The following is a 26,792-nucleotide window of genomic DNA, read 5'->3' as shown; positions in this document are numbered from 1 at the left end:
TGTAGTTCAGCCTCCCGATAGCTGAGGTGCTCTCTAACAAGCAGCTGGTTGCGCGAGAGGGCTGGCGAAATATGTCTCGGAGTGGGAACCAATACGGGGGCAACGGCCGAGATTCATAACGACTTAGCGGGGATCAGTGGTCCTTTCTGGTGAGTTGAGAGATGGGAAGGCAACTCCATGACGGAGCGGCCTTCCCATCTGCGTGTAGGCGGAGGCCGGCTAGTATCGGAGGCCTGCTTCGCGCAGCAGCGGCATGACCTTCTCGTTGAAGTGCTCAAGTTCCTCGGCGTAGTCGAGGAAGCCGAGGATCGCCCCGTCCATGCCCGCATCGGAGAGTTCCTGGAACTGCTGAACCACCTGCTCCGGGGTGCCCACGATGTTGATCCCGCCCCATCCTGCGATGAACCGTTCCTGGAACTTCTCGATCTGCGCCTGGAATGACTGGCTCTCCATTCCCAGAGCGCTCATGACGTTGCGGGCACCGTCCCAGTCACCTTCATCGATGATGCGCCGGTGCACGGCCTTGGCTTCTTCTTCGGTATCGCGGCACACCACCAGGGCATAGGTCATCACTTGGATGTTGCGGTTGTACTTGTCCCGGGCGACGCCCTTGATCTTGTCCGAGTGTTCCTTCATGCTCTCGAGGCTGTCCAGCGCGGTAAGGTTCACATCCACGTACTTTGCGGAAAACTCCAGACCGGCAGGCGAAGATCCGGCGTTGATCAGCGCTGGGCGCGGGCCGCTCAACGGCTTGGGGTAGGCTTCCACGCGGTTCGCCTGGAAGTACTCGCCCTCGAAATCGAACGAGCCATCCTTGGTCCACAGTTCCTGGGCGAAATCAAGCCACTCACTGCCGAAGCGGTAGCGGTCGTCGTGCTCGCGCTGCTTGCCGCCAAACATCTCCATTTCCGGCGGGAACCAGCCCATGACCACGTTGATGCCGTACCTGCCCTCGGAAATGTGGTCAATGGTGGTGGCCATCTTGGCCCCGACGATGGGGTGCACGGTCGGGACGTGGGTGGTGGTGAAGATCTGGATGTTTTCGGTGGCTTCGGCAAGGCCCGCCGCCCACGTGAACGTTTCGTAGCAGACGCCGTTGAAGTTCGTCTCCCCGCCAAAGCCGCGCCAGCGTGCAACCGGCACCAGTGCTTCGAAACCGATACGGTCCGCGAGTTGGGCGATTTTCTTTTGCTGCTCCCACGTCACCCGAAAGGTCGTGGGCGCGTTGCTCATCACCATCCCGCCGCTGCAGTTGAAGGCGAACAGGCCGAGCTTCATCTTTTGGTCATTCATTATGGGGGTTGACTCGAGGGCAACGGCTCCCTTGCCGAAGGTGTCGAGTTCATGGGCGGCCATGGTCATTATGGGGTCTCCGTCGTTTGGTTGGTTTGGATGGTGTTCAGCTCGAACAGGTGGGCATGAAACTGGGGCGGGATGTTTCGAAGGCCGTGATGAGACTGGAATGCTGTTCGGTCAGGCTGATGTCGTCATAGCCCCTTTCGAGCCGCCACTTCACATAAGGGTCGACGTCGAACGGGACTGTCAGGTGCGCGCAGTTGATGCGCTGGTCCGGCAGGTCCACGCGGACTTCCGCGCCGGGGTACGATTCCAGCGCATCCCAGAGAAGAGCAAGGTCCGCTTCGGACACCTGGGCAGCCAGCAGCCCCGCCTTGCCCGAGTTTCCGCGGAAGATATCCGCGAACCGGGAAGAAACGACCACCCTGATGCCGTAGTCCAGGAGAGCCCAGACCGCGTGCTCCCGGGATGATCCGGTTCCGAAGTCGGCTCCGGCCACCAGGACCGATCCTGACCGGTAGGCGGGCCGGTTGAGGACAAAGGAAGGGTCTTTCCGCCATTGGGCGAAGAGGGCATCTTCAAACCCGGTTCGGGTGATCCTCTTCAGGAACGTCGAGGGGATGATCTGGTCGGTGTCCACGTTCGTCCGGCGCAACGGGATTCCGGTCCCGGTGTGTGTTGAAAACTTCTGCACGGGTGTCCTTTAGTTGAGGTCGGCGGGGGTGGATATGGTTCCCCGGATTGCCGTGGCTGCCGCAACCACAGGGGACACCAGGTGTGTCCGGCTGCCCTGGCCTTGGCGGCCTTCGAAGTTCCGGTTGGACGTTGACGCGCAGCGCTGTCCCGGCCCCACTTGGTCAGGGTTCATGCCCAGGCACATGGAGCAGCCCGCGAACCTCCATTCGGCGCCGGCATCCAGGAAGATCCGGTCCAGTCCTTCCGCTTCGGCCTGGACCTTGACCCTCATGGAGCCGGGTACCACGAGCATCCGCAACCCGCTCTTGACGCTTCGCCCGCGAAGAACTTCCGCCGCCGCGCGCAGGTCTTCGATGCGTCCGTTGGTGCAGGAGCCGAGGAAGACGGAGTCGACCGTGATGTCCCGCATCAGCGTTCCGGGTTCGAGCCCCATGTAGGCCAGGGCGCGTTCGGCTGCCGCCTGTTCCTTGGCATCGGTGAAATTCTCGGGGAAGGGGACCGAGCCGGAGACGGGTGTCCCTTGGGCGGGGTTTGTGCCCCACGTGACGAAGGGGGCGATGTCCGCGGCCCGGAGGGTCACTTCCGCGTCGTAGCGGGCGTCCGCATCACTGGCCAGACTGAGCCAGTAGGCTGAGGCCTCTTCCCAGTCCTGCCCGGCGGGGGCGTGCTTGCGGCCCCGGACATAGTCCAGCGTGACCTGGTCGGGGGCTATAAGTCCGGCCCGTGCCCCTGCTTCGATCGACATGTTGCACATGGTCATGCGGGCTTCCATGGACATCGCGGCCACGGCCGAACCGCGGTATTCCAGGACGTAGCCCTGGCCCCCACCGGTTCCGATCTGTGCGATGAGGGCCAGGATCACGTCCTTGGAGCTGACCCCTGGAGCGAGTTCGCCGTCGATGTTTACGGCCATGGTCCTGAACGGCTTGGCGGAAAGCGTCTGCGTGGCAAGGACGTGTTCCGCTTCGCTGGTTCCGATGCCGAAGGCCAACGCTCCGAAGGCGCCGTGGGTGGAGGTGTGCGAGTCGCCGCAGACGATGGTCATGCCTGGCTGGGTCAGTCCGAGCTGCGGCCCGACCACGTGGACGATGCCCTGTTCCCGGTGGCCCATGGTGAAGAGCCGGACGCCGAATTCCTGGCAGTTCTGCCGGAGGGTCTGGATCTGCAGAGCGGATACCGGATCGGCGATGGGTTTCAGGAGGTCGGTGGTGGGGATGTTGTGGTCTTCCATGGCCAGGGTGAGGTCGGGCCGCCGGACCGTGCGCCCGGACAGGCGCAGGCCCTCGAAGGCCTGCGGGCTGGTGACCTCGTTGACCAGGTGCAGGTCGATGTAGAGAAGGTCCGGCGCTCCGTCTTCCTGACGGACGATGTGCCGGTTCCAGACTTTTTGGGCAAGGGTGTATCCCATTAATGTCGCTTTCGGGTGAGGGGAGGTGGGTTACCGGTGGCGGAGCACGGTTTCGCTGGGGAGTTCGCCGTAGGTTTCGCGGTAGCGGGCAGCGAACCGGCTGGGGTGGTAGAAGCCCCAGCGGGCGGCAAGATCGGTGATTTTCAGCTCGGGATCGGGGTTGGAAATAAGTTCGGTGCGTACCCGTTCCATGCGTATCCTGCGGAGGTAGTCCATAGGGGTGGTTTGCAGCACCTGTTGGAAGGAGGCGTGCAGGGTGCGGATGCTCATGTGCCCCACGCGCGCCAGCTCGGCGGGGCTGATGGCCTCGTCAGCGTTGGCTTCCATGAAGTCCACCACGGGTTTCAGCCTTCCCAGGTTCACTGTGGGGGCCGGCGCATCAAGGGTGTTCGTGTAGGTGTTTGGCACCGCCAGCAGCAGGTTGCTCATGACAAAGGATTCCAGCTGTTCGACGATGAGCGGGTTGTCCGCGATCCCGCCGACCCGGTTCATCTCCGCCGCCATGAATTCGGCCGAGGCCAGCAGGCTTCGGCCGCGGGCCGTTGTGAGGTCGACGCCGAAGTCGAATTCCACAGGTTCTCCAATATTCTGGCCCAGCAGGTCCGCGGCATGGTTTTCCAGCCGTGTCCGGGAAAAACGCAGGATAAGTTGTTCAGCGTCGGGAGACCATGTGACGGTGCAGTCCCGGTCCGGCATCAGCAGCAAACCGCTTGCTCCGGCGCCTGTCTCGGCGCGGCGGCCGTCTTCGCGGGCTCCGAAGGTGTGGCCCGCCGTCGTCAGGTTCAGGTGGTAGAACTCTTCCGGCGCCGGCATACGCAGAGTCGTTTCCGCCTGGTACGTCAGGTATCCGATCGTCACGCCACGGTTTCCGCAGGCGTTCAGCGTCATCTCCATGGGTCCGGCGGAGGCGCGGGTGAGTTGATGCGGAAGGTAGACGTCGCTGACCGCTTCCCGGGCCTGATCAAGGTCCCGGGTGTGGAGGACGGGGAAGTTGTTCAGCGGTTTGGAGGTTGCGTTCATAGTGGCCTCATTGACACTGTTGCTCGATGGGAGCGCTGCGGGTCCATTTTAAGCGGATGGGCGGGGTAATCGGGAGGCCTGCTGCAAGGTCCGGGCTGCCGGCGAACCGGGCAGCCCGGACACAACAGGCTCAGTGGCGCAGGCCGGCTTCCTTCAGCAGGGGCATGACGTTCTCATCGAAGTACTTCAGTTCCTCGTTGTAATCGATCATTCCCATGATGAAGCCGCCCATGCCGGCGTCGTTAACCGCCGCCAGCTGCTCGGTGACCTGGTCGGGGGTTCCGACGATCGGGTAGCCGGCCCAGCCTGCCACGAAGCGTTCCTTGAACTGTTCGATCTGGGCGCGGAAGGACTGGCTCTGCATGCCCATGAGGGAGGTGACGTTCTCCGCGGCATCGTAGTCGCCCTTGTCGAGGACCTCCTGGAACGCCGCCTTGGCTTCCTTCTCGGTGTCCCGGACCACCACCAGTCCATAGGTCATGACGTCCAGGGACCGGTTGAACTCCTCGCGCGCCATGCCACGAATCTCGTCGCTGTAGCTCTTCATGTTCTCGATCGTGTCGAGCGCTGCGAAGTTGACGTCCACGTTCCGGGCCGAGAAGGCCATGCCCGCGGACGAGTTCCCGGCGTTGATCAGGGCCGGGTAGGGGCCCTGGTGCGGTTTGGGGTAGGACTCCACACGCTGGGAGTTGTAAAAATCGCCTTCGAAGTCGAACAGGCCGGGTTCGGTCCAGGCCTTCTTGGCGAAGTCCACCCACTCCTGGCCCTGGCGGTACTTGTCGTCGTGCTCGCCCTGCTTCTGGCCGAACATCTCCATTTCAGGGGCGAACCAGCCCATCACAAGGTTGACGCCGAACCGGCCACCGGAGATCCGGTCGATGGTGGTGGCCATCTTGGCGGCCATCACCGGGTGCACGGTGGGAAGGTGGCTCGTGGCGAAGACACCGATGTTCTTGGTGGCCTCGGCCAGGCCGGCCGCCCAGGTGTAGGTTTCGAAGCTGTTGCCGTTGAAGTTGGTGGTGCCGCCGAATCCGCGCCAGCGGGCAATCGGGACCAGGGCTTCGAATCCCATCCGGTCGGCCTGCTGGGCGATGGCCTTGGTGTGTTCCCAGGAGGTTTCGTAGGTGGTTTCCACGTGGGAGATGGTCAGACCGTGGGAGCAGTTGGTGCCGAAGAGGCCCAGCTTGAGTTTCTGATTGTTGAAAATGGGGTTGGTGGTAGTGCGGTCCGCCACCGGCTTCGTTTCGGAGTCGGGCCGCGGGGCCGTGGGGAAGAGGCCCTCTTCGTTCTTTATGCGTTCAGCGGTTGCAGTCATGATGGTTTCCTTTGTGGTTTAGCCGAGCTTGAAGGGATCGCGGGTGCCGCCTGTGAGTTCAACCCACACGGCTTTTGATTCGGTGTATTCGTTCACGGCGTCAATGCCGTTTTCGCGTCCGACGCCGGAGGAGCCGAAGCCGCCGAACGGAACCTCCGGCGCCACCACGCGGTAGGCGTTGATCCAGACGGTGCCTGCTTTGATGGCGCCGGCGACGCGGTGGCCGCGGTGGATGTCCTTGGTCCAGACAGCCCCGGCGAGACCGTATTCGGTGTCGTTGGCCAGGGCGACGGCCTCTGCCTCGTCCTTGAAGGTGTAGACGGACAGCACCGGGCCAAAGACTTCTTCCTTGACGACGGTGGAGTCCTTGTTCACGCCGGTGATGACCGTGGGGCGGATGAAGTAGCCGCCCAGGTCCTCGGGGGTTTCGCCGCCGCAGGCGATGGTGCCGCCCTCGTCGCGGGCGATCTTGAGGTAGCCCATCACCTTGTCGTACTGCGGGCCGTTGGCCACCGGGCCCATTTGGGTCTCCGGATCGGTGGGGTCGCCGAGCTTGATGTTGTTGGCGCGCTGGACTACCAGTTCCACGAGTTCATCGTGGACTGATTCGTGCACGATCAGGCGGGACCCGGCCATGCAGGTCTGGCCGGTGGCAGCGAAGACGCCGGCCAGCAGTCCGTTGGCAGCTGCGTTGAGGTCGGCGTCGGGGAACACCACCTGCGGGCTCTTGCCGCCCAATTCAAGGGTGACTTTGTTGATGTTGGCACCGGCGGCCTGTGCCACGCGCGCCCCGGTGGCTGTGGAGCCGGTGAAGGCTACTTTGTCCACTCCCGGGTGGGCCGCGAGTGCCTTGCCGAGTTCCCGGCTTTCCCCGGTGACCACATTGAAGACGCCGGCGGGGAAGCCGGCCTCGTCCAGCAGGCGGGCGAAGTATGCCGTGGACGCGGGGGAGTGCTCGCTGGGCTTGACCACGAAGGTGCAGCCTGCGGCCAGTGCCGGTGCGAGTTTGAAGGTCAGCAGCAGCAGGGGGGAGTTCCAGGGCGTAATGGCGCCGACCACGCCTACGGGTTCGCGGCGCGTGTAGACAAGGTAGTTGGGGTTGGAGGTGGGGATCTGACGGCCCTCCACCTTGTCTGCCAGCCCGGCGAAGTAGTAGTACCAGTGCGGCAGGAAACGGGTCTGGCCGACCATTTCCTTATAGAGCTTGCCGGAGTCGTTGACCTCAAGCGTCGCGAGCTCTTCGGCGTGTTCGGCGACGAGGTCGCCGAGGCGGCGCAGGAGCGCACTGCGCTGGTTTCCTGTCATCTGGCCCCAGGGGCCGGACAGTGCAGCGCGTGCGCTGGCGACGGCGGCGTCGATGTCCTCCACCGTACCCTCGGCCACGTCGGCCCATACCTGTCCGGTGTAGGGGTTGACGGTCTCGAAGGTCTGTCCGCCAGCGCCTTCGCGGAATTCGCCGTCGATATATAGGGGAAACTGTTCCCGCGCAGTGGTTGACATGAAGTGCCTTTCTCAGTGCGTTTGCCACCGTCTTTGGCGGCGCTGATGAAAGACACTACAAACTATGGCCCAGCTCACACTAGCCGCTGAGTGCCGCGCGGATATCCGTTCACTGCAGACTCTGAGGACCGTTTCACTTCCTGCTTTTTTTGGCTATCGGGCTGCCGTCAGAGGCTGGCCGCACCCTGTTTCCGGCACCTAGCGTTGAGCCTCGAGATCAGATGTGAAGCCCGTCACAGGCGGGGAGATGGAGTAGACATGCCAAACATTCACCACGAGCATGAGGACCCGGAAGCCGCCCGAGGGCCCCTGGCCGGCGTCCGGGTCCTGGAACTGGGGACCTTGGTTGCCGGTCCTTTTGCAGGCCGGCTCCTGGCCGACATGGGCGCCGAGGTCATCAAGATCGAGACGCCGGACCGGCCTGATCCCCTTCGCACCTGGGGACAGGGCGAGGTGGACGGGCACCGGTTGTTCTGGACCGTGCATGCACGGAACAAGAAGTGCATCACGCTGAACCTGCGAACGCCTCAGGGCGTGGAACTGCTGAAGGAACTGGCCGCGAAGTCGGATGTGATCGTGGAGAACTTCAAGCCCGGCACCTTGGAGAAGTGGGGGATAGGCCCCACGGTGCTGCAGGAAGTCAATCCGCGCCTTGTCATTGCGAGGGTGTCCGGGTATGGGCAGGACGGGCCGGATGCCCATAAACCCGGATACGCCTCCGTCGCGGAGGGCATCAGCGGGTTCCGTGCGCTCAACGGCTACCCGGGCCAGCTGCCGCCACGCATCGCACTGTCCCTTGGTGACTCGTTTGCCGGCATGTTCGCCGTGCAGGGTGTCCTGGCAGCGTTGGTGCGTCGCCAGGAGAGCGGCCATGGCGACATCGTTGATGTGGCATTGACGGAATCATGCCTTGCCCTCCTGGAGTCCACGATCCCCGATTACGACTGCGCCGGCGTCGTGCGGCAGCCCTCGGGGACCCGGCTGGATGGGATCGCACCATCCAACGTCTACATGAGCCGGGACGGGCTGCCGGTGATCATTGCTGCCAACCAGGACACGCTGTTCGCGCGCCTCTGCCAGGCCATGAACTGCCCCGAGTTGGCTACCGATCCGCGCTATGTGGACCACGTTTCCCGCGGGATTAACCAAGACAGCCTGGACGAGCTGGTCGGCGATTGGGCCCGCACCTATGACGCCGCCGATCTCTTGAAGTTCCTCGACGAAGCCGGTGTGGTCAACGGACCCGTCAACACCATCGCCGAGGTGGTCAAGGACCCGCAGTTGCGGCACCGGCGCATGTTCGTGGAGCACGACGACGAGCGGCTGGGCCGCAGCGTCCTGGGACCCGGTGTCGTGCCCAAGTTCGCCGGCTCACCGGGGAGTGTCCGCTGGGCCGGCCGGGCAACTCCCGGTTACGACAACGACGACGTGTACGGCGAGCTGCTGGATCTGAACCCCGAAGCCCTGAGTAACCTCGCCGGCCAGCGGATCATCTAAGCCGCAGCCAGCAAGCCCCCCGCGAATTACAGGAAGAGAAGAAACCACACCCATGATCACCCTCGAATCACTGGCCGCCAGCGCCGGACATGAGTTCCCGCGGGCCGTGGACATCCGGGAGGTAGGCCCACGTGATGGCCTACAACTCGAGCAGCCCCTGACCCTGCAGCAGAAGATCGAGTTCATCGACGCCCTGGCCAGGACCGGGGTAAAACGGATCGAGGTCACCAGCTTCGTCTCACCCTCGGCCGTCCCGGCCCTCGCGGACGCCCCCGAACTGGCCCGGGAACTGCGCCGCTGGCCGGAAATCGAATTCTGCGCACTGGTGGCCGGCTACGGTGGGGCCAAAAGAGCACTCGCCGCCGGAGTCAACCACCTCCAGTACGTCATCTCCGCCTCCGAGGGCCATGCCCGGGCCAACGCCGGAAAGAGCGTGCAGGAATCAGTGGAAGCGGGCAAGGCGATTATCGAGCTGGTCCACGCCGCCGGCGGTATCTGCGAAGTGATCATCGCCACGGCCTTTGACTGCCCGTTCGACGGGCCCACCCCGCCAGAAGCCGTTGCCGGCATTACCGCCAAACTGTTCGGCGCCGGTGCCGACCGCCTGACCCTGGCGGACACCATCGGCACAGCCACCCCGGACCGCGTCCTGGCACTGGTCCAAACGGTGCGCCCGCTCTGCCCGGAAGCCGCCGTCGGACTCCACCTGCACAACACCCGCGACACCGCGATGGCGAACGTCCTGGCCGCGCTGCTGGTCGGCGTCACTGACTTCGACGCCGCCGTTGGCGGCCTGGGCGGCTGCCCCTTCGCCCCGGGAGCCAGCGGCAACCTGGCCACCGAAGACCTGGTCAATTTCCTGGAGGACATCGGCGTCTCCACGGGACTGGACCTTGAGGAGCTGGCGGCCGCCGGCTCCCTGGTCTCCGGCTTCCTGGGGCGCAGCCTCAACTCCGCCCTCAGCAAGTGCGCGCCGCGCATCGGCTTTACCTACGCATCCATCCCCACCGCTGTCTGAAATCGAAAGGACACCACAATGAACACTGCCCACGAAGTCACCCCCCAGCGCATGCGCGAAATCCTCGGCCACTTCTGCTCGGGACTGACGGTCATCACCGCAGCAACGGAAAACGGGCCGGCCGGTTTCACCTGCCAGTCATTCACCTCCTTGTCGCTGGAGCCGCCACTGATCTCGTTCAACCCCGCCCGCACCTCCAGCACCTGGCCGGCCCTTCGCGACGTGGGACGCTTCTGCGTCAATATCCTCCCGGCCGAACATCAGGCACTGTCCAACAAGTTCGCCCGTTCCGGGACGGACAAATTCGAGGGCGTGGACCACCACACCTCACCGCTGGGAAACCCGATCCTGGACAAAGCCCTCGCGTGGATCGACTGCGAGCTTCACGAGGAATACGACGGTGGGGACCACACCATCGTGCTCGGCCTGGTGAAGGCCATGCAAGCCCGTTCCGATGCAGAGCCGCTGCTCTTCTTCAAGGGCTCCTACGCCACCATGATGGAACTGGCCAGGTGAAAATCCTCGGGATCGACGGCAGCCCCCACGGGCCCGGCAAGACGGCGAAAGTCGTGGGCCACGTGCTGGAAGGCGCGGCGTCGCAAGGGGCTGCCGTCGATCTCATCACCTGCGGGGCACCTGATGCGGTGAACCGGATTGCCGAAGCTGATGCGGTGGTCTTCGGCAGCCCCACCTACCGGGCCTCACACAGTTCGGCACTACGCGTCCTGCTGGAAAAAATCGACAGGGACGGGGCAAACGCGCCGCTGCTCGCCACGCCCGCAGCTGTGGTGATGACGGGAGGTTCAATGGCGCATTTCCTCGGGACGGAGGACCTGGCAGGGGTGCTGCGGGGCTTTTTCGGAACCCAGGTGCTGGCGCCCAGCCTGTTCTTCCACCCGCTGCATTTCGACAGCGAAGGGAATACGGTCGCCGACGCCGTCGAGCAGTGCCGGACGCACGGCGCAGCCCTGTGGGAGCTCGCCGCCGCCGTCCGGAACTCCACCGCCCTCAAGTCGCTAAAACCCCTGGTCTAACCGGGGCGCGGGCACGAACACGAAAGAATGCACAAAACCTATGACGAGGAGCACGACCACGTGAACATGGTGCGGAAATCGTCTTCATGCCACAGCGTTGTCGCTGTTGTCATCAAGCGGCATGGAAAAATCGCGATGCTAAAACGAAGCCGCAGTGTGGGCCACGACCGCGGGCGCTGGCACTGTGTCACCGGCTACCTCGAGTCAGGTGCATCACCCCGGGAGCAAGCCTTGCTGGAACTGGCCGAGGAAACCGGCCTTACCGACGGCGACCTCCTCGAGCTAGGGCCAGGCGAAAAACTGATACTCCACGACGAGTCCGGAGCCACCTGGACAGTCCATACCTTCACCGCAGTCACCTCAAAGCGACGACTGTCCCTGGATTGGGAACATGAGGCCTGCAAGTGGACAGTGCCACACAAGGCCGCACGATTCACCAACAGGGTCTCATGGCTCGATTCGGTCCTGAAAGCGACCGGACATCTGAACCGCTGAACCAGCAAAAAAGTAGACATTGATGACTGAACCTCGCGCTAGACAAAGGTCAACCCCAAAGTGCCGTCAACGAAATTGCCGACAAAGCCCTTGCTGGCAGGTTGGGGTGTACCTCTCGCTGGCGCGAAGGAGTGGTGGGGAATGGCGGGTTCAGAGGTCGCCATTCCCCACCGGCCCCTCACCCGTAAAAGTTGGAAGAGGAACGGGTGAAGGGCATCCGCCAGCCTAGCAGCGGCTAGAACTGGGCCGGCGGAAGAAGGAGAACTTCCGGACTAGCCCGCGTAGGGGTTGGTGATACCGATGTATTGGGTGGTGGTGTATTCGGCGATGCCTTCGGAGCCGCCTTCGCGGCCGAGGCCCGATTGTTTGACGCCGCCGAAGGGTGCGGCTGCGTTGGAAATGACGCCCGCGTTGAACCCGACCATGCCGAACTCAATCTGTTCCGCGACGCGCAGGAGGCGGTTGAAGTCACGGCTGTAGAGATAGGACGCCAGGCCGTACTCACTCGCGTTGGCCAGTTTGATGGCCTCTTGCTCGGTCGCGAAGGTAGTGATGGGGGCGACGGGGCCGAAGATTTCCTGGCCCAGGATCGCCGCGTTGTTCGGTACGTTGCCCAGAACCGTGGGCTGGTAAAAGTAGCCGGGCCCTTCCACGGGAGCGCCACCGGTCACGGCAACGGCACCGGCATCGACGGCGGCAGCCACCAGGGCATGCACGTCATCCCGCGCACCACCGTCAATCAAAGGTCCCACCTTGGTCGCGGGGTCGGTGCCGCGCCCGGTGGTCAGCGCACCCATGACGGCGGCGAACTTACGGGTAAATTCCTGGGCCACGGACTCGTGGACCAGGAAGCGGTTGGCGGCAGTGCAGGCCTCCCCCATGTTCCGCATTTTCGCCGCCATCGCACCCTCGACGGCGGCGTCGAGGTCGGCGTCTTCGAAGACGATGAAGGGGGCGTTCCCGCCGAGTTCCATCGAGGTCCGCAGCACGTTCTGTGCCGCGTCGGCCATCAGCCGCTTGCCCACCGGGGTGGAGCCGGTGAAGGAGACCTTCCGCAGCCGGGAGTCCTGCAGCAGCGGCCCGGAGATCCCGGAGGCGGAGGAGGAGGCAACGACGTTCAGGACCCCGGGCGGGAGTCCGGCGTCGAGAATGGTCTGGGCGAAGTACTGGGCGGTAAGCGGGGTGAGTTTGGCGGGTTTGAGGACCATGGTGCAGCCGGCGGCGATGGCGGGGGCGACCTTGCGGGTGGCCATCGCGAGCGGGAAGTTCCACGGGGTGATGAGCAGGCAGGGTCCCACGGGTTTGTGCTGGACCAGGATCTTGTTTTTGCCCTCGGGGGTGGTGAGGTAGCGGCCGTAGTCGCGGACGGTTTCCTCGGCGAACCAGCGCAGGAACTCCGCCCCGTAGGTGACTTCGCCGCGGGCCTCGGCCAACGGTTTTCCCATCTCCAACGTCATGAGCAGGGCGAAGTCCTCCGCACGTTCGGTGACCAGGTCGAAGGCGCGGCGCAGGATCTCCGCCCGCACCCGTGGCGCGGTGCGGGCCCAGGAGGACTGGACGGCATCGGCCGCGTCGAGCGCGGCGACCGCGTCCTCGCTCGTTGCGGACGCGAGGGTAGCTAGTACATGTCCGGTGGCGGGATCGTGCACATCGAACGTGCCGCCATCGGACGCGTCCCGCCACTCACCATTAATCAGCAGACCGGTCGGCACAGATGCGAGCAGGGAGGTTTCGCGTTCGGAAGAGACGGCAGGGGCAATTTGCGAAGTGGTCATTACAAGTCCTATGGGTGTCAGAGATTTCGGCAGGCTCAATCGCCGTGATTTTGAAGTTGCTCGGTTATTAGCGGTGTAATCCCAGGGTTAATAGGCTTTGACCCTTTGCTCGACCACGAGGTGGATGAGCGCGAAAACGTGCTCATCGTCGATGGCTTTGAGTGCTGCGGTGAGGGCGGCGGGAATGTCGGCATCGCGTTCCACCTTGATGCCGAAGCCGCCGAAGGCTTGCGCCATGAGTGCGAACTCCGGGTTCTTTAGCTGGGTTCCTGAGATTCGTTGTGGGTAGTGGCGTTCCTGGTGTGTTCGGATGGTGCCGTATTCCTGGTTGTCCATCACGACGATGAGGGGAGTGGCGCCGTACTGGGCGGCGGTGGCTAGTTCCTGGCCATTCATGAGGAATTCCCCGTCGCCGGCGATCGTCACCACGCGCCGGCCCGGGTACTCCAGGGAGGCGGCGACGGCCGACGGAATGGAGTAGCCCATGGAACCGTTGCGGGCGCTGATCATGGATGCATAGCGCTGGGTGGGGAAATAGCGGTGGGCCCAGTTGGTGTGCTCGCCGGCGCCGAGGGTGACCATCGCGTCTTCGGGCAGGGTGGGCACGAGGTTGGCCATCAGCGTATCCATGCGTGCGGGGCCGTCCGACGGGGTGGCTGGCGGGAGTGCGGAAAAGGCTTCCTGCTCGCCGCGCATCTTGGCCGTCCAGGCCTTCCACTCTTTCTTTACGGGGAGCTCGATCTTGGCGAGGTCCCGGATGAACACGTCGGGTTTGGCCACGATGTGGTAGGAGACGGGACCAGATCGGCCCCGGAGCGACGGATCGATGGTGATCAGGAAATTCTTCTTGCTCCAGTCCTGGCGGCAGAGAAACCCGTCGGTGATGACATCGCCCGGCACGGTGCCCACGAACACCAGCAGGTCGGTTTCTTCCAGCAGATCGTAGGTGGGGCGAGGGCGTCCGTAGCCGATGGGGCCAACATAGGAAGGCGAATCGAAGGGGACGGTCCCCTCGGTCCTCCACTCTGCCGCGGCAGGAATAGAGTGCCTCTCCAGCCAGGCGGTCAGCTGGTCGGCGCCTTCCTGCGTCCAGTCATTCCCGCCGGTGACGAACAGCGGTTTGGTGGAAGCAGCGAGGGCTGTAGCCATTGCGGCAGCATCCGTGGCAGTCATGCCGCCGGTTGCTACCGGAATAGGAGGATGCAGGGTAGCTGGGATCTGCTGGCGGATGACGTCTTCAGGTAGGCCGACAATGACAGGCCCCGGTCGTCCGCTCATGGCGGCAAACAAAGCTTCGGCCACGATTTCGGAAGCACGCTCAGCGTGGTCAAGGACCATCACGCGCTTGGCGCCGGAATCGAACCAAGCCTTAATATCAAATTCCTGGAATGCTTCTCGGTCACGGTGGGCGAAGGGGATAAGCCCTACGAAAAGAACCATGGGAGTGGAGTCCTGCCAGGCTGTATGGAGTCCTACATGTGCGTTGGCTGCTCCAGGACCCCGGGTGACCATCGCAATGCCCGGAAGCTGGTTCATCTTGCCGTCAGCCTCAGCCATGTAGCTTGCTCCGCCTTCGTGCCGGCAGACGATCGTCTCGATCCTCGAATCGTGGAGCCCATCGAGGACGTCCAGGAAGCTTTCCCCGGGCACCACATGAGCTCTTTTAACTCCATGGGTGACAAGTGTGTCGACGATGACGTGGCCTGCCGATTTCAGGTTGAGCGCCTGCTGATCGTTGGTACTCGGAGTCTGATCCGTCATGGTATCGGTCATTGCTAGGGCCCTTATTGATCGATGTGCTTGTGCTGGCTGGCACCGGTGTGAGTCGCACCTGGAAGCGATGCCACTCGAGTCCGCAGTATCAGGTGCCAGCTGGTTTGGTTTGTGCTACGCGGGAAGATCGGAAAGTTGGGGAGAAGCTCTTTGGCTCTTCTTGGCCACTGCTTCTGACCAAAGCCTGCTGGCGCGGTAGGAAGAGCGAACCAAGGGACCGCTCATGACGCCTAAGAATCCGATCTCTTCGGCTTCTCTTTGAAGATCGACAAATTCCTGTGGTTTGACCCATCGGTCAACAGGATGGTGCCTGGGGCTCGGGCGAAGGTATTGGTTGATGGTGACTAGATCGCACCCCGCGTCGTGCAAATGCCTGAGAGCGGTGGAGATTTCTTGCCGCGTCTCGCCCATGCCTAACATCAGGTTGGATTTTGTGACCATGTTGTTTTCCCGCCCTTGGCTTATAACGTTGAGCGAGCGTTCATAACGGAAACCGGGACGTATTGACTTGAAGATCCTCGGCACTGTTTCCAGGTTGTGCGCGAAAACCTCGGGGCTGGCATCGATGACTTGTTGGACGAGCTGCTGTTGTCCGTTGAAGTCGGGGATGAGGATTTCTACTCCCGTTCCTGGGTTCAACATGTGGATTTGTCGCACCGTTTCTGCATATAGCCAGGCTCCTCCGTCTTCTTGATCGTCCCGCGCTACTCCGGTGACTGTGGCGTACCGCAGGCCCATGGCCTGCACGGATTCGGCGACTTTGACGGGTTCCGTAATGTCGACCAGGTCGGGCTTTCCGGTATCAATTTGGCAAAAGTCGCAACGTCTGGTGCACTGTGCGCCGCCGATCAGGAAGGTTGCTTCCTTGTCCTCCCAGCACTCGAAAATGTTGGGGCAGCCCGCTTCTTCGCAGACAGTATTCAGGCCGTCCTCTTTCACGAGCTTTTTTAGTTCTATGAAGTTGGGTCCGGTTTGAACTCTGCTCCTGAGCCATACAGGTTTTCGTTCGACGGGTGTTGCGGCATTTCGCGCTTCCACGCGAAGCAGACGCCGGCCTTCTGGCACCACGCTCACTTCATGCTCCGGGGACAAATTGAGTAGTTGCCCCCGAGGGCGCAGCTTCGACCAGGTCATGAGCTTGTGTGACCGTACCTGTAGTTTCGGGGCGCTTACCTCCGGGGCCGGAGTACGAGCTCAACACAACAGTTGAGGTTTCGGGCCACATGCGGGTTGCCCATTCATCAAAATCTACGGTCGATAGTGCTGCGCAGGCTATGCCCGCCTGACGGTCCACCCATAAAAAGCTGCCACTGACGCCGAAATGCCCAAAGGTTCCCGGTGAGTTATTTGGGCTGGTCCAGTGCGGCGATTTGGTTCCGCGGATCTCCGCTCCTGCGCCCCAGTCGTTGTTCAGGTGGTGTCCGAAGCCGGGCAGGAAGCCGGATAAGTTGGGGTAGGCCAGGGTTGCAAGTTTCTCGACGGGTCCGGCAAACAACTTGGGGCGCAGCAGTTCGTGTGCCAATAGCGCGATATCAGTGATTGTCCCTTCCGCGCCTTTGGAAGGGGCGCCGCGCAGCGTTGTATGCAGCATGCCCAGGGGCTCCAGCACTCGGTCCCGCATCTCGTCTTTGAAGTCCTTTCCTGTCGCGGCGGTGAGGTGCTCGGCGGCAAGGTCAATGCCGGCATTGGAGTAGATCCTCCGTGAACCGACCGGTGCTTTCACGCGCCCGTCCTCGAAGTTGATACCAGAGGCGTGTGCCAACAGGTGGAGGACGGTGGCCCCCTTCGGCCCGGACTGGTCGTGTAGTGAAATTTCACCGCTCTCAGCGGCGTCCAGGATAGTGAGTGCCGTCAGGAGCTTGGTGACGGAGGCAAGTCGATATGTCTGTCCGGTGTCGTGGCCGGCGATAGGGCCTTCTTGACCGACTACTGCCAAGGACGGGTCCCCGGGCCACTTCTGGAGGTATTCCCTAAGTTCTCCTGTCAGCGGCGGCCAGCCGTCGTTGATCAATCGAGTCAATTGAAGATCCTCCTAGAGATATAGGACGTGGTTGGTACCACTGAGTGAAGTCGATAGCTGGCCTCAGGACGCGCGCGGGTTGCGACGCGCCGCATTGTTGCCAGGATCTCGTGGTGCACGCCTGTCCGGCTGATCATGCACTCTCCCAGCGGACGGCGTAGAGTCCCTTCTCGCGAAGGAAAAACCGCCGTTGACCGTCCTCACTGCAGACCAGCCAGATTCCGCTGCCATCGGGCATCACGGCATCCATCCACCCTGCTGCGACCGGCTGGTATCCGTGGATCAGAGCAATTTGGGTTGACCGGGGGATTTTTGACCAATCCCTTACTGGCTGTCTTCCGCGGGAGATCGCTGTGGCCCGTCCACGAGTGCTTGGCGGATTTTGTGTCTGGGTGTTCAAATTACTTACCTCTTTGCGCATTTTCCGGTTTCGAACGTTCGAGGCTGAGCCGTCGAACTGCGTGAGGGCTTGAAGCAGGGTGCGGGATTCAAGTAGCTGTTGATTCTGTTCCGGATGATGGTGCACATGGCGCCCCCGCGTCACGTGCACCATCTTCCTTCCCTTGGTCCGGTCTCATACGGAAGGGAAACAGAGCATTCATGGGCCAGCATGAGGCCCTCAGTTGTCGCTACTTGATTGCGCCGAGCCGACTTGGATCGGACAGAATCTCGCGCAGCGTGTTTAGGTAGCGGGCTGCGTCGGCGCCGTCGGCGATTCGATGGTCGACAGTCAGCCCGACTGTGCAGCCGGTTCGGACACCGAAAGTGTCCTCACCTGTGGCCATGACTTTCGGTCCAACGGCGCCACAGGAAATGGCACTGGATTGCCGGGGGGTTAGCAGTGCGTTGAAAGAATCGACGCCGTATGATCCCAGGTTCGAGAACACAGCGGTCCCTCCCGACAGGGCGGCCAAGCTTGTTTTTCCTTCTCGCACTGCCTGGGCCGTGGCGCGCACTTGCTCGTTCAGCTCCAAGAGCGGGACCAGATCCGGATTGTGAAGGACTGGCGCCAGAAGGCCCCGTTCGGAATCGACGGCCAGGCCGATGCCGATATGCGGATTCCGTACAACGTTCGAGTCTTCCCAGTAGTCATTCAGATGATGGTGGGTGCGCAGGGCGAGAGCCTGGGCCTTGATGAGGATAGTCGTCCAACTTGCCCCACCAAGGGCAGTCTTGCGAACCTTGGCCAATTTGCTGAGGTCAACATCCGCGTAGGCCGTGAACTGGGGAATCAAGGCCGACGCCGACATTACCTTCGCCACCTGGGTGCGCATCCTCAACCAGCCTTGGTCGACCCCGGAAGTAGCGATCTGCGAGACCGAAACAACTTCCTTTGCTGGGCGCGCCGGCACGGCGGGCTGGACCTGCTGTGGCTGTACCGTGTCAGCAGTAAGTTGTTCGACGTCCTGGACGCGGACCGCGCCCCAAGGACCGGTACCTTTTACAGCCGAGAGATCAAGGCGGTCCTGCTCAGCCAGCCGGCGGGCAAGGGGAACGGCAGTTGGGCGGGAGACGGACTCCGGCGTGTTTTCCGGCATGGGCTGGGGGACTGGTGCCGGGGCTGCGTCTGGAACAGTCCCTCCGTCAGCCGCGTCAGCCGCATCAGTTGAGTCCGTCGGTTCTGGCTCGCCGCGCAGGAGGTCTCCGAACAAGTCTTCGGCCTCGGTGTTGATAAAGGCGATCGGGTCGCCGACCTTGATGACGTCTTCGGGCGAGGCGACGATCCGGCTTAGGGTTCCGTCTACCGGGCTTTCAACCTCCATCTCCACCTTGTCTGTGGTGACTTCGCATACGGGCTCCCCGGCGGCGACGGTATCCCCGGCACCTTTGAACCATGCGACCATGATGCCTTCTTCCATGGTCATGGACATCTTGGGCATGGTCAGTGGCATCTCGGCCATTTCACCACTCCTTTACCATCTGGAGCGCCGCCTTGACGATGTCGTCGGTTTGGGGCACCGACGCCTTTTCAAGCTGTGGGGCGTAAGGGATGGGGATGTCCAGTCCGGCGAGTCTCTTGATGGGTGCCCGGAGATGGACGAACGCTTCCGACTCGGAAATGATGGCAGCGACTTCGGACATGAAACCCAGCGTCCGTACTGCTTCCTGGACCAGGAGGACACGTCCGGTCTCCATAACCGACTTCAGAATGGTGCCTTCATCAAGGGGTTTCAGAGTCCTGGGATCGATGACGGTCGCTTCGATGCCGGCGGCGGCAAGTTCTTCCGCTGCCTCAAGGGCGCGTGATACTTCAATGCCGGTTGCGACGATTGTGAGGTCAGCACCATGACGGCGGACTTTGGCGACGCCCAGCGGGACCCGTTCTGCCGCGACAGGCACCGGCCCGCTGGTCCGGTACAGCAGTTTGTGTTCGATAATGATGACCGGGTTGGGGTCGTCAATCGCTGACAGGAGCAGGCCCTTCGCCTCAGCCGGCGTGGACGGCATGGCCACTTTGAGACCAGGAATGTGAGCGAACCACGCTTCAAGGCTTTGCGAGTGCTGAGCTGCAGCGCCGGTGCCCGACCCGCCCGGCGCCCGGATGACCAGTGGCACGTTGACCGCGCCCCCAAGCATGAAGTGGATCTTCGCGGCCTGGTTGGCGATCTGGTCCATGGCCTGGGCCGTGAAGTCCGAGAATTGAATTTCAACGATGGGTTTCATACCGGTCATGGCCGCACCGACACCGGCGCCCACAGCACCCAGCTCGCTGATGGTGGTGTCTCGTATGCGCTCTTTTCCGACCTTCTTGATGAGCTCTCCGGTAACACCGAACGCACCGCCGTACACTCCGATGTCTTCACCCATCATGAAGACAGTGGGGTCTTCGTCCATGGCCTGTCCGAGCGCACTTCGGATCGCTTCGGCGTACGTCATTGTCTGGACTTGTTGGTCGTGTTGTTCTACTGCTTCGTTAGCCACTGCTATTCCATACTTTCTGTCAGCTCGCGTATACGGCGGAAAGCAGCTCGTCGGCGGATGCGTCCGGTGCTGCGTTTGCTTTTTGCACGGCGTCGCGGAGTTCGTCGCGGGCTTCGTTGCGGACCTGCTCGATGTCCTGGGTGGTAAGGCTGCCGGCTGCCAGAGCTTGCTGTTCGAACGCCAGGATGGGGTCCCGCTCGCGCCACTCGGCGATTTCTTCGCGTGTGCGGTACAGGTTTTTGTCGCTCTTGGAGTGACCTTTCCAGCGGTAGGTTTTCGCTTCAATGAATGTGGGGCCGTTCCCGGCGCGGGCCCGCTTGACAGCCTCGTTCACGACCTCGAATACGGCCTGGACGTCATTGCCGTCTACGGTGTAGCCGGGGATTCCGTAGCCCTTGGCCCGGTCCGAGAGCTGTTCGAGCCGGAAGGCTTCTTCTGAATTCATCGACATGCCGTACTTGTTGTTTTCGCAGATGAAGATGACCGGAAGATCCCACATCGCGGCAAGAATAACGCCTTCATGCCATGCGCCTTCACCCATGGCACCGTCTCCGTGAAAACAGACCGCAACCTGCGAGGTGCCTCTCATCTTCGCTGAGAGCGCTGCGCCGGCTGCGATGGGTACGCCGCCGGCGACGATGCCGTTCGCGCCGAGGTTGCCGGTGGTGGTGTCTGCGATATGCATTGACCCACCCCGTCCCCGGCAGTAGCCGGTTTCCTTGGCCAGCAGCTCGGCCATCATCTTTTCCAGGTCGGCACCCTTGGCGATGCAGTGACCGTGGCCCCGGTGGGTGGAGGTGATGTAGTCGTCGCGGTTAAGGGAAAGGCAGGCAGCGGTTGGCACGGCTTCCTGTCCGATGGACAGGTGCATCGTGCCGTGCATCAGTCCTCGGCCGAAAAGATCGTCCACGCCCTCTTCGAATCGGCGGATCTTCCACATTGTGCTGAGAACTTCGCGTGCCTGGGTGGGATCGCTCGCTATTTCAGTCATTTTCCCTCGTCTGGTGAAACGGATAGCTGGGGTGGGCAGGCTGTGGTCGTCACAGGGCTGTGAGGAGCTCGCCGGCCAGGGTTCCTTCGGTGAGCAGGACGTCCTGCATGCGGCGCAAGGCGACGATGGTTTTGCGTTCGTCCAGAACAACGTCCTCGTAGGTCAGGGCCGCGCCTTTGGGAACGTCGCGGCGGAGCACTGCGCCGTAAGCCAGCCCAATAGGCAATTCGCCATTCGCGCTGGCCGTTTCAGCTGCCACTGCATCGCCGTACACGGTGAAACCGCCGATGCCATCGATGGTTTCACCGGCTTTCAGATCCTTCTTCGCCGTCGCCACGACTTCTGCCTCCCAGCAGACGGGGGCCAGTGAGGGAGTCCGGTCAATAACGGCCTCACCGATCGACAAGACGGCCTCGATGCTTGCCAAGTGGTAGGGGCGGTAGAAGGAGTAGTAGGGTCCTTCACCGAATTTGAGGTACTCGAGTTCTTCCCTGACAACCGGGTCGTTGGTCTTTCCCACAACGAAAACGCCCGGGGCAACCGGGCCGGTGGCGTAGTCAACGACGCCTTCCTTGGGCAGAACGCCGCCTACAGACTCGGGGCGGAAGGTGTCGTGCAGTTCAGGCACCGTGCTCGGCGCGCCGATCATGGACCGCTGTGACAACGGCAGTCCAGTGGCATTGGACAGTGCGGCCATCTCGATCATCGTCTTCGTTCCATCCACAAAGCTGCAGAGCATGCGGGGGTTCATCCCCTTGGAAGCCGCCTCGTCGCTCAGGGTGTCCGGTGTGGCATCGTGGTTCAGCGGATTATTCTTTCCCTTGCCCGCGCATACCACCTCGAGGCCGATGTCCTGGACATATTCGACAAGCTTGAGGCATTCGACAGGCTCATCACCGCGGCAAACCGTGTAGACCCGGCCCGTCTGGGCGGCGATCTTGGCCAGAAGCAGACCAACGGTGACGTCCGCTTCAACAGTCATCAGTGCCACGTCCTTGCCGCCGAGCAGCGACGCCAACGCAACCTTTGCCGCGACCTCCGGTACCCCCGAACACTCAATGACCAGGTCGATGGGCAATTTCGGGAGAATGAGTGCGTCGTTGACTGCCGCGCGGCCGCCGGAATTGATGACAGCTGAAAGCCCGGCGACGTCGTCTGCCTGGCTGACGTCCTCGATGCCGGCGTTCTTGAATGCCTTCACAGCACGCTCAAGCTGGACATCAGCAATAACCGTGATGTCCACACCCTTCTGACGAGCAATCTGGGCCACGAAGCCGGTTCCCATTTGTCCTGCACCGACCAGGCCGACGCGAACAGGTCGTCCTGCGGCAAGTTCGCGCTCCTGCAGTTTCTTTACGTATCCCATCTGGAATACCAACCTTTCCAAATTCTGCTCAAGTCACTGTTTGCATTTTTGTGCAAACTAGAATCACATTTGTGTTTAAGTATCGCCTAAGCCGTCTTCTGAGGCAAGGGCTTGGAGCTGAGTTGCTTGTATTGCTTCTGGGCTTCCTGCAATGCCTTGCCCATAAGGGCAGAGTGGGCACGGGAAGGGGCATTCGAGAGGGGGCCCAACAGGTCCGGGCGAGACCGGAACCGGGCAAAGACGGTCGACCCCTTCATTGCCTGTGCAGCGACGACACGCTTGGACCGTTCATCAACGGCGAGTACAACAATTGCCCCACGGCCGAACCCCTTGCCTCGGCCGGACACAAGTGCCACCGGCTGCCCGCTGTACTGGTCAGCCATACGGCGGACCGTCCTTGCATATGCCTTTTGCTGTACCCAGCTCAACAGCGCACCGAGCACTAAGGCTCCGCCGAGAAGGAGGGCGAACTCCGTGTTCACCGCGAACCAATATCCGAGGCATGAACCAGTTCGATGACATCCCCGGGAGCGGGAGCGGTCAAAGCTACTCCCACATGGAGGGCGCCGGGGAGAATCTTGTCCCCGGGGGCCTTGTTGAAATAGACCACGACGTGACCAAGTTCTTTGAGGTTGTCGCCGGCAATTTCTCCTACGGAGACGAGTTCGGCAGATTCGGCGCCAACCTTCAGCACGTCACCTACCTGCGGCGTCCGTTCAAGTGGTTGGACGGGCTTATGGAGAACGCTAATGTCGCCCAGCGCAGGAGGACAGGGTGGCGAGAAGAGAATCATCACGCCACCTTCGATCATGTCCCTGGCTTCGTCGGCCACGGCAGTGACCTCGGTGCGGAAATACGTTTGGGTCTGGGTATTCAACGTTGAATTCACCTTTTGTAGTTCTTTCTGTCAGTCACGCGGTGAGACGGCTGGTCATACCAGGAGGAAGCTGGCCAGCCAGGCGATTGCCACTGCCAGCGGCGAGGTGATGAGTCTCGAGAAGAGGACTGCGGGAGTTCCTACTGCAACCGTCTCCGGTTTTGCCTCACCCAGCGAGAGCCCCACGGGGATGAAGTCGCAGCCAACCTGCCCGTCGATGGCGAAAAGCGTGGGAAGCGCGTACTGGATGGGCAGGGACCCGGCAGCGATTTGCGTGCCCATGAGCACTCCTACAACCTGGGCGATTGCGGCGCCCGGGCCGAGAATGGGCGAAAGAACCGGTATGCCTGTGATAACTCCCAAAAGGATCAGACCCAACGGGTTTGAGGCCAGCGGCTGGACACCCGCTGCGATCCACTGCGAGATGCCGGTGTATGTCACGAATCCAACCAGGAGACTGACATACGCCATGAACGGCAGGATCGTCGAGATGGTCAGGTTGACGGCCTGGCGACCAGACGACAGGAGGGTAGTAATCAGGTGCCCGATGGCAGCACCGAATTTGACGACAATGTTGGAGAAAGCACCAAGAATTCCTGGGCGGCGTGACTCGGCACCACGCTCCCGCTCTCCAGCAGCCGGACTCGAGCCGGCCGCAGGTTTTCCGTGACCCCGGGATCCGTAGGCAGCCGCACCGCCTGCTTCCACTGCCGCCCCAGCAGACCCTTCTGCGGCTGCGGAGGTGGCTTGCACTGATGCCGTCTCTCCCACAAGCTCTACGTTCCGCACACCCACTGCAGACACGAACAGGTCCTCGGTGATGAATTGAGCCAGCGGGCCGCCGGGCTCCCCCGCAAAGACGTCCACGGTACTGATCTTCTTGCGCGGATACACCCCGATGCGGGCAGTCCCCCCGCAATTAATAACAGCGGCAAGAACGCGGCTGTCATCCATGTGGTTCACGAATCCATCGACTGCTTCTGCCCCTGTAAGCTCTGCAATCCGGGCAGCCACAGGATGTATTCCGCCACCTGTAACCGAGAGGACGACGTTCTTCTCGTCAGTAGGAGTGAGCACGAAGCCCGGGCCCCATCCTCCATTACCTGCGCTGACACGTACCGCGTTGTACTGTTTCTGACTCATGGTTATGCCACCCCTCCTGCAACGGCTTTGCCCGACTTGTGCCCGTGCGTTCCGGTTTCCTTGAACGCCCTGTCGTACTCGTCAAAGACAGCGTCCTGGCCGGTCCGCTTGATCATGATGTTCGTGATCCACTCCGTCGTCACTCCGCGCAGGAAGATCACCACAATGCCGACCAGGAAATAGAGAAGCGCCAGGAGCGGATACTTTTCAGGAGCTGCCTTCAGAACACCAGCCGAGACCCCTACCCAGACGAAGAGCTCGCCCGCATTTGCCTGTGGAAAGAAGGAAGTGACGGGATGCACAAAGGAGACCGCGGAGTCGTAGAAGGCGGGCTTTTGGCGCTCCGGAAGGAATTTGCCGAACGAATAACACATGGGGTTGGTCAGCATGATCACTGCCAACACGGGCATCACGGTATAGCGGGTAATGGCATACCTGCCCGACCATTGAACTGCCCTGGTGACGCGTTCCTCCCCGATCCAGGTGGTAATGGCATACATGGCCGTCAGAAGGACGATCAGGGTCGGGAGGATTCCGGTAATGAGACCGGTGAAGTTCTTGCCGGCGGCCTCAAAGTAACCAATGAAGTGCGAAGCTGCCCATTCCATCCCTTGAAGGACTGGATTGTCTGAGGCTGGGGGCGGGGGTGTCGGGTCGTTAGCGGCCTGGAGAGCCAGAAGTTGTATCCCCACGGTATTCCTTTCGTAGTGACGTCATCGTCTACAGATGGAGGATCAAAATAGCCGGGTGAATCGGAACGATCCTGTCCGGAACTATCTGCACTTATGTGCAAATGCAAATCACAAATGCAGGTTGTGATTTATCTAACACCATTGGGCGTCCCGCTTCAAGTGCTTGCCGGAAACATTCAAATGCCCTGGTAACGCGGTTCCACGGGGCAGCCGCAACGCCGGTGATACTGCGGGAATGCATACAGATGATGCGCCAGGGCGGGGGAGAGAGGTTGCTTCGCCCCCGCGCTCCGGGCTCGCAGTCTCCACGGACAGGGGTACCGTGGCCCCGCGCGTGCGTGAGGCGGCTCGATTCAGAGAGCAAGAAAACGAACGGCAGACACCAGAGCTGTTACCGCCAGGCACACCCTCTCCTCCGAATGGGCAGACTACTTAGGAAAAGCGATCCCCAGCCGAGCCATTCGGCGCTAAATAGTCGCCGACTGATCCCAAGTTCTGCTCTGCGGCCACACTTACTGTCATCCAGGGATGGAAAGGCGCCGGACAATTTCGTTCCGTTCCAAGGCCTGGTGCGGCTTAGCTGCCGCTGCTCCTGCGCCTACGAGGAGGGCGGGGAGCTGGCTGAGGTCAATGGTTTCAGTCCGCGCAGCCGCAGCGTGGATCACGGTGAATAACTCGTCGAGATTCTCCAGCCAACTATGGGCCATCAGTGCCTTTTCCGCGGCGGTTGTGAGGCTAATTTCCTGAAAGGGGCTCTGGCTGCTGCGTATCGGGCCAACTTCAAGACATCGTCACCTCGTTCCCGCAGGGCCGGGACACACACCAGGGTGTCGATCATCCCTGCCAGGGGTTGCGGGATGGATTCAAGTTCACGGCCCTAAACGGGTCGTGCCTGCTCATCAGCATTCTTCCCGGGCAACGACCGCAGGGCCCGAAGGGCCTGGATTGGCAGCTCCTGCGCCGCCCACGCGGACAGTTGGTCCACATTCTCGACAACGACCGAGGTCGTCGGTGTGGCCAGCTCGGGGACCCATGACGATAGCCAGGCCTCGACATCAGCCGGCGAGGGCACTGCAGCTGAGAGGATGCGGCAGGCCGGGGAGTTTGACGCAGAGCCTGCGCGAGGATCGTAGCCCGAGCCGCCCTGGCGCGCCCATGGCGGCCAGGGCGCGCCCGGCTCCCATCGCTCCACGGCAGCTGTCCACGGCTTCGACAGGTTACGCATCGTCCCCGCTGCAGGCCCAAGCTGGCTGCGCTGAGCTCTGAAACGCCGCCCCATGGTCCGCCCTTTTCCCGGCGCCATTGCGGCTGGGCCAGCATCAGGGCAGCGGAATTACCAGCAGTCGAATCTGCCGACGCCAGGAGCATTTGCGGAGAGGAGCTAAGAACCGCGGCATTTCAAGCAAGCCACCACCGCGTGAATATGTCAACCTGATTCAGGGCCACCATGACGGCTTGATTTAGGACCACCGTCTGGAGCATTGGCGCGGCTCGGACGGGCGAATAGGGACCGTTCGGGGCGGGCAACTGTAAATCGCGGATCAAATAGGAGTTGAGCAACCGCGCGCCTCTGAGTTCCCGGTAAAGGATCACCCTGTGGCACGTCCGTTGCGGAGGTGAGGGATGGTCGACGCCGGGACTAGGGTTTTTCCATGGAACAGGAAACCGGAAATGTGCGCCTGATGTTTTTGCGCGACCAAGTGGGGTTGGTACCCAGCGAGAAGTATCCGGATGTAGCAGCTGATTTGCTTGTTGAAGGCTATGACTCTCCCTCTCTTCGCGAACTGGCGGGATACCCACGGAATGATCCACGGGGTGCATCTGACTTATGGGTCCAGGTCCGGGAGGAGTTGGGCAGGTGGTTGGGTCCCCGGTAAGGAGTCCAGTGTTTGTGTGAGTTTCGTGTCCGAGAATGGGCACAGGAGGAAATTCACGAATCATGGCACGCAGACAC

24 protein-coding genes are annotated in these 26,792 nt (G+C 62.0%); 5 read left to right on the top strand and 19 right to left on the bottom strand.

All coding sequences use genetic code 11. The features are described from left to right. Positions 1–219: 219 nt before the first annotated feature. The 6 genes from AB0313_RS15330 to AB0313_RS15305 form a co-directional block, all read right to left on the bottom strand. Complete coding sequence (locus AB0313_RS15330) at positions 220–1,362, bottom strand: LLM class flavin-dependent oxidoreductase (RefSeq protein WP_366306542.1); 1,143 nt, start codon at positions 1,360–1,362, stop codon at positions 220–222. A gap of 37 nt (positions 1,363–1,399) precedes the next feature. After that, positions 1,400–1,990, bottom strand: coding sequence for a 3-isopropylmalate dehydratase small subunit (leuD, locus tag AB0313_RS15325; RefSeq protein ID WP_366306540.1), 591 nt, complete (start codon positions 1,988–1,990; stop codon positions 1,400–1,402). Between the two features lie 9 nt (positions 1,991–1,999). Beyond that, positions 2,000–3,400: a 3-isopropylmalate dehydratase large subunit gene (gene leuC, locus AB0313_RS15320; protein WP_366306538.1), complete on the bottom strand. Its 1,401-nt coding sequence runs from the start codon at positions 3,398–3,400 to the stop codon at positions 2,000–2,002. A gap of 30 nt (positions 3,401–3,430) precedes the next feature. Continuing rightward, positions 3,431–4,420 carry an AraC family transcriptional regulator gene (locus AB0313_RS15315; RefSeq protein ID WP_307311382.1) on the bottom strand — a complete coding sequence of 330 codons (990 nt, stop codon included), beginning with the start codon at positions 4,418–4,420 and terminating at the stop codon, positions 3,431–3,433. Between the two features lie 130 nt (positions 4,421–4,550). Next, positions 4,551–5,735 (bottom strand): LLM class flavin-dependent oxidoreductase, encoded by a 1,185-nt coding sequence (locus tag AB0313_RS15310; RefSeq protein ID WP_366306536.1) that lies wholly within the window; start codon positions 5,733–5,735, stop codon positions 4,551–4,553. Between the two features lie 18 nt (positions 5,736–5,753). After that, positions 5,754–7,235 carry an aldehyde dehydrogenase gene (locus AB0313_RS15305; RefSeq protein WP_366306534.1) on the bottom strand — a complete coding sequence of 494 codons (1,482 nt, stop codon included), beginning with the start codon at positions 7,233–7,235 and terminating at the stop codon, positions 5,754–5,756. A 258-nt stretch (positions 7,236–7,493) separates the two neighbouring features. Between AB0313_RS15305 and AB0313_RS15300 the strand changes: the two genes are divergently transcribed. Genes AB0313_RS15300 through AB0313_RS15280 form a run of 5 tightly spaced genes read left to right on the top strand, consistent with a single transcriptional unit; the run spans position 7,494 to position 11,279 of the window. Then, entirely contained in the window at positions 7,494–8,732 is a 1,239-nt protein-coding gene (locus AB0313_RS15300) for a CoA transferase (protein ID WP_366306532.1), read from the top strand. A gap of 52 nt (positions 8,733–8,784) precedes the next feature. Beyond that, the gene (locus AB0313_RS15295) at positions 8,785–9,750 is read left to right on the top strand and encodes a hydroxymethylglutaryl-CoA lyase (protein ID WP_366306530.1); all 966 of its coding nucleotides are present in this window, start codon (positions 8,785–8,787) and stop codon (positions 9,748–9,750) included. An 18-nt stretch (positions 9,751–9,768) separates the two neighbouring features. Next, positions 9,769–10,266 (top strand): flavin reductase family protein, encoded by a 498-nt coding sequence (locus AB0313_RS15290; RefSeq protein WP_366306528.1) that lies wholly within the window; start codon positions 9,769–9,771, stop codon positions 10,264–10,266. After that, positions 10,263–10,784 (top strand): NAD(P)H-dependent oxidoreductase, encoded by a 522-nt coding sequence (locus AB0313_RS15285; protein WP_366306526.1) that lies wholly within the window; start codon positions 10,263–10,265, stop codon positions 10,782–10,784. The genes AB0313_RS15290 and AB0313_RS15285 overlap by 4 nt, the downstream gene beginning before the upstream one ends. 27 nt (positions 10,785–10,811) lie before the next feature. Further along, a complete protein-coding gene (locus AB0313_RS15280; RefSeq protein WP_366306524.1) occupies positions 10,812–11,279 on the top strand; it encodes an NUDIX domain-containing protein in 468 nt (155 codons plus the stop codon). A 272-nt stretch (positions 11,280–11,551) separates the two neighbouring features. Here the strand turns inward: AB0313_RS15280 and AB0313_RS15275 are convergent, their stop codons facing one another. The 13 genes from AB0313_RS15275 to AB0313_RS15215 all read right to left on the bottom strand — a co-directional run bounded on the left by AB0313_RS15275 (position 11,552) and on the right by AB0313_RS15215 (position 25,545). After that, a complete protein-coding gene (locus AB0313_RS15275) occupies positions 11,552–13,054 on the bottom strand; it encodes an NAD-dependent succinate-semialdehyde dehydrogenase (RefSeq protein ID WP_366306522.1) in 1,503 nt (500 codons plus the stop codon). 87 nt (positions 13,055–13,141) lie between these two features. Further along, on the bottom strand, positions 13,142–14,815 hold the full coding sequence (locus tag AB0313_RS15270; RefSeq protein ID WP_366306520.1) for a thiamine pyrophosphate-dependent enzyme: 1,674 nt from the start codon (positions 14,813–14,815) through the stop codon (positions 13,142–13,144). A 126-nt stretch (positions 14,816–14,941) separates the two neighbouring features. Beyond that, entirely contained in the window at positions 14,942–15,901 is a 960-nt protein-coding gene (lipA, locus tag AB0313_RS15265) for a lipoyl synthase (protein WP_366306518.1), read from the bottom strand. Position 15,902: 1 nt separating this feature from the next. Continuing rightward, positions 15,903–16,847: a serine hydrolase domain-containing protein gene (locus AB0313_RS15260; protein WP_366306516.1), complete on the bottom strand. Its 945-nt coding sequence runs from the start codon at positions 16,845–16,847 to the stop codon at positions 15,903–15,905. 629 nt (positions 16,848–17,476) lie between these two features. After that, positions 17,477–18,748: a dihydrolipoamide acetyltransferase family protein gene (locus tag AB0313_RS15255; protein WP_366306514.1), complete on the bottom strand. Its 1,272-nt coding sequence runs from the start codon at positions 18,746–18,748 to the stop codon at positions 17,477–17,479. Between the two features lies 1 nt (position 18,749). After that, complete coding sequence (locus AB0313_RS15250) at positions 18,750–19,724, bottom strand: alpha-ketoacid dehydrogenase subunit beta (RefSeq protein WP_366306633.1); 975 nt, start codon at positions 19,722–19,724, stop codon at positions 18,750–18,752. Between the two features lie 64 nt (positions 19,725–19,788). Beyond that, positions 19,789–20,760, bottom strand: coding sequence for a thiamine pyrophosphate-dependent dehydrogenase E1 component subunit alpha (locus AB0313_RS15245; protein WP_366306512.1), 972 nt, complete (start codon positions 20,758–20,760; stop codon positions 19,789–19,791). Between the two features lie 49 nt (positions 20,761–20,809). Further along, on the bottom strand, positions 20,810–22,126 hold the full coding sequence (locus tag AB0313_RS15240; protein ID WP_366306510.1) for an SAF domain-containing protein: 1,317 nt from the start codon (positions 22,124–22,126) through the stop codon (positions 20,810–20,812). Between the two features lie 86 nt (positions 22,127–22,212). Beyond that, entirely contained in the window at positions 22,213–22,608 is a 396-nt protein-coding gene (locus AB0313_RS15235) for a transcriptional regulator GutM (protein WP_366306508.1), read from the bottom strand. Next, positions 22,605–23,015, bottom strand: coding sequence for a PTS glucitol/sorbitol transporter subunit IIA (locus AB0313_RS15230; RefSeq protein WP_366306506.1), 411 nt, complete (start codon positions 23,013–23,015; stop codon positions 22,605–22,607). Before AB0313_RS15230 ends, AB0313_RS15235 begins: the two co-directional genes overlap by 4 nt. Positions 23,016–23,057: 42 nt before the next feature. Next, positions 23,058–24,146, bottom strand: coding sequence for a PTS sorbitol transporter subunit IIB (locus AB0313_RS15225; protein WP_366306505.1), 1,089 nt, complete (start codon positions 24,144–24,146; stop codon positions 23,058–23,060). Between the two features lie 2 nt (positions 24,147–24,148). Further along, on the bottom strand, positions 24,149–24,754 hold the full coding sequence (locus AB0313_RS15220; RefSeq protein WP_366306503.1) for a PTS glucitol/sorbitol transporter subunit IIC: 606 nt from the start codon (positions 24,752–24,754) through the stop codon (positions 24,149–24,151). 602 nt (positions 24,755–25,356) lie between these two features. Then, complete coding sequence (locus tag AB0313_RS15215) at positions 25,357–25,545, bottom strand: hypothetical protein (RefSeq protein WP_366306501.1); 189 nt, start codon at positions 25,543–25,545, stop codon at positions 25,357–25,359. Positions 25,546–26,792: the final 1,247 nt, after the last annotated feature.

It is taken from the genome of Pseudarthrobacter sp. NPDC080039, from assembly GCF_040702335.1.
GTDB classification, from domain to species: domain Bacteria; phylum Actinomycetota; class Actinomycetes; order Actinomycetales; family Micrococcaceae; genus Arthrobacter; species Arthrobacter enclensis_A.
The sequence above is the reverse complement of the archived record's forward strand: the minus strand, read 5'-3'. Positions and strand labels throughout refer to the sequence as shown.

Excerpts from the sequence above, each read along its gene's own strand:
- AB0313_RS15330 (WP_366306542.1), bottom strand. The coding sequence starts at position 1,362 with ATGACCATGGCCGCCCATGAACTCGACACCTTCGGCAAGGGAGCCGTT.
- leuC (WP_366306538.1), bottom strand. The coding sequence starts at position 3,400 with ATGGGATACACCCTTGCCCAAAAAGTCTGGAACCGGCACATCGTCCGT.
- AB0313_RS15315 (WP_307311382.1), bottom strand. The coding sequence starts at position 4,420 with ATGAACGCAACCTCCAAACCGCTGAACAACTTCCCCGTCCTCCACACC.
- AB0313_RS15310 (WP_366306536.1), bottom strand. The coding sequence starts at position 5,735 with ATGACTGCAACCGCTGAACGCATAAAGAACGAAGAGGGCCTCTTCCCC.
- AB0313_RS15305 (WP_366306534.1), bottom strand. The coding sequence starts at position 7,235 with ATGTCAACCACTGCGCGGGAACAGTTTCCCCTATATATCGACGGCGAA.
- AB0313_RS15300 (WP_366306532.1), top strand. The coding sequence starts at position 7,494 with ATGCCAAACATTCACCACGAGCATGAGGACCCGGAAGCCGCCCGAGGG.
- AB0313_RS15295 (WP_366306530.1), top strand. The coding sequence starts at position 8,785 with ATGATCACCCTCGAATCACTGGCCGCCAGCGCCGGACATGAGTTCCCG.
- AB0313_RS15290 (WP_366306528.1), top strand. The coding sequence starts at position 9,769 with ATGAACACTGCCCACGAAGTCACCCCCCAGCGCATGCGCGAAATCCTC.
- AB0313_RS15280 (WP_366306524.1), top strand. The coding sequence starts at position 10,812 with ATGCACAAAACCTATGACGAGGAGCACGACCACGTGAACATGGTGCGG.
- AB0313_RS15275 (WP_366306522.1), bottom strand. The coding sequence starts at position 13,054 with ATGACCACTTCGCAAATTGCCCCTGCCGTCTCTTCCGAACGCGAAACC.
- AB0313_RS15270 (WP_366306520.1), bottom strand. The coding sequence starts at position 14,815 with ATGACGGATCAGACTCCGAGTACCAACGATCAGCAGGCGCTCAACCTG.
- AB0313_RS15255 (WP_366306514.1), bottom strand. The coding sequence starts at position 18,748 with ATGGCCGAGATGCCACTGACCATGCCCAAGATGTCCATGACCATGGAA.
- AB0313_RS15250 (WP_366306633.1), bottom strand. The coding sequence starts at position 19,724 with ATGACGTACGCCGAAGCGATCCGAAGTGCGCTCGGACAGGCCATGGAC.
- AB0313_RS15245 (WP_366306512.1), bottom strand. The coding sequence starts at position 20,760 with ATGACTGAAATAGCGAGCGATCCCACCCAGGCACGCGAAGTTCTCAGC.
- AB0313_RS15240 (WP_366306510.1), bottom strand. The coding sequence starts at position 22,126 with ATGGGATACGTAAAGAAACTGCAGGAGCGCGAACTTGCCGCAGGACGA.
- AB0313_RS15225 (WP_366306505.1), bottom strand. The coding sequence starts at position 24,146 with ATGAGTCAGAAACAGTACAACGCGGTACGTGTCAGCGCAGGTAATGGA.
- AB0313_RS15220 (WP_366306503.1), bottom strand. The coding sequence starts at position 24,754 with ATGGAATGGGCAGCTTCGCACTTCATTGGTTACTTTGAGGCCGCCGGC.
- AB0313_RS15215 (WP_366306501.1), bottom strand. The coding sequence starts at position 25,545 with ATGGCCCATAGTTGGCTGGAGAATCTCGACGAGTTATTCACCGTGATC.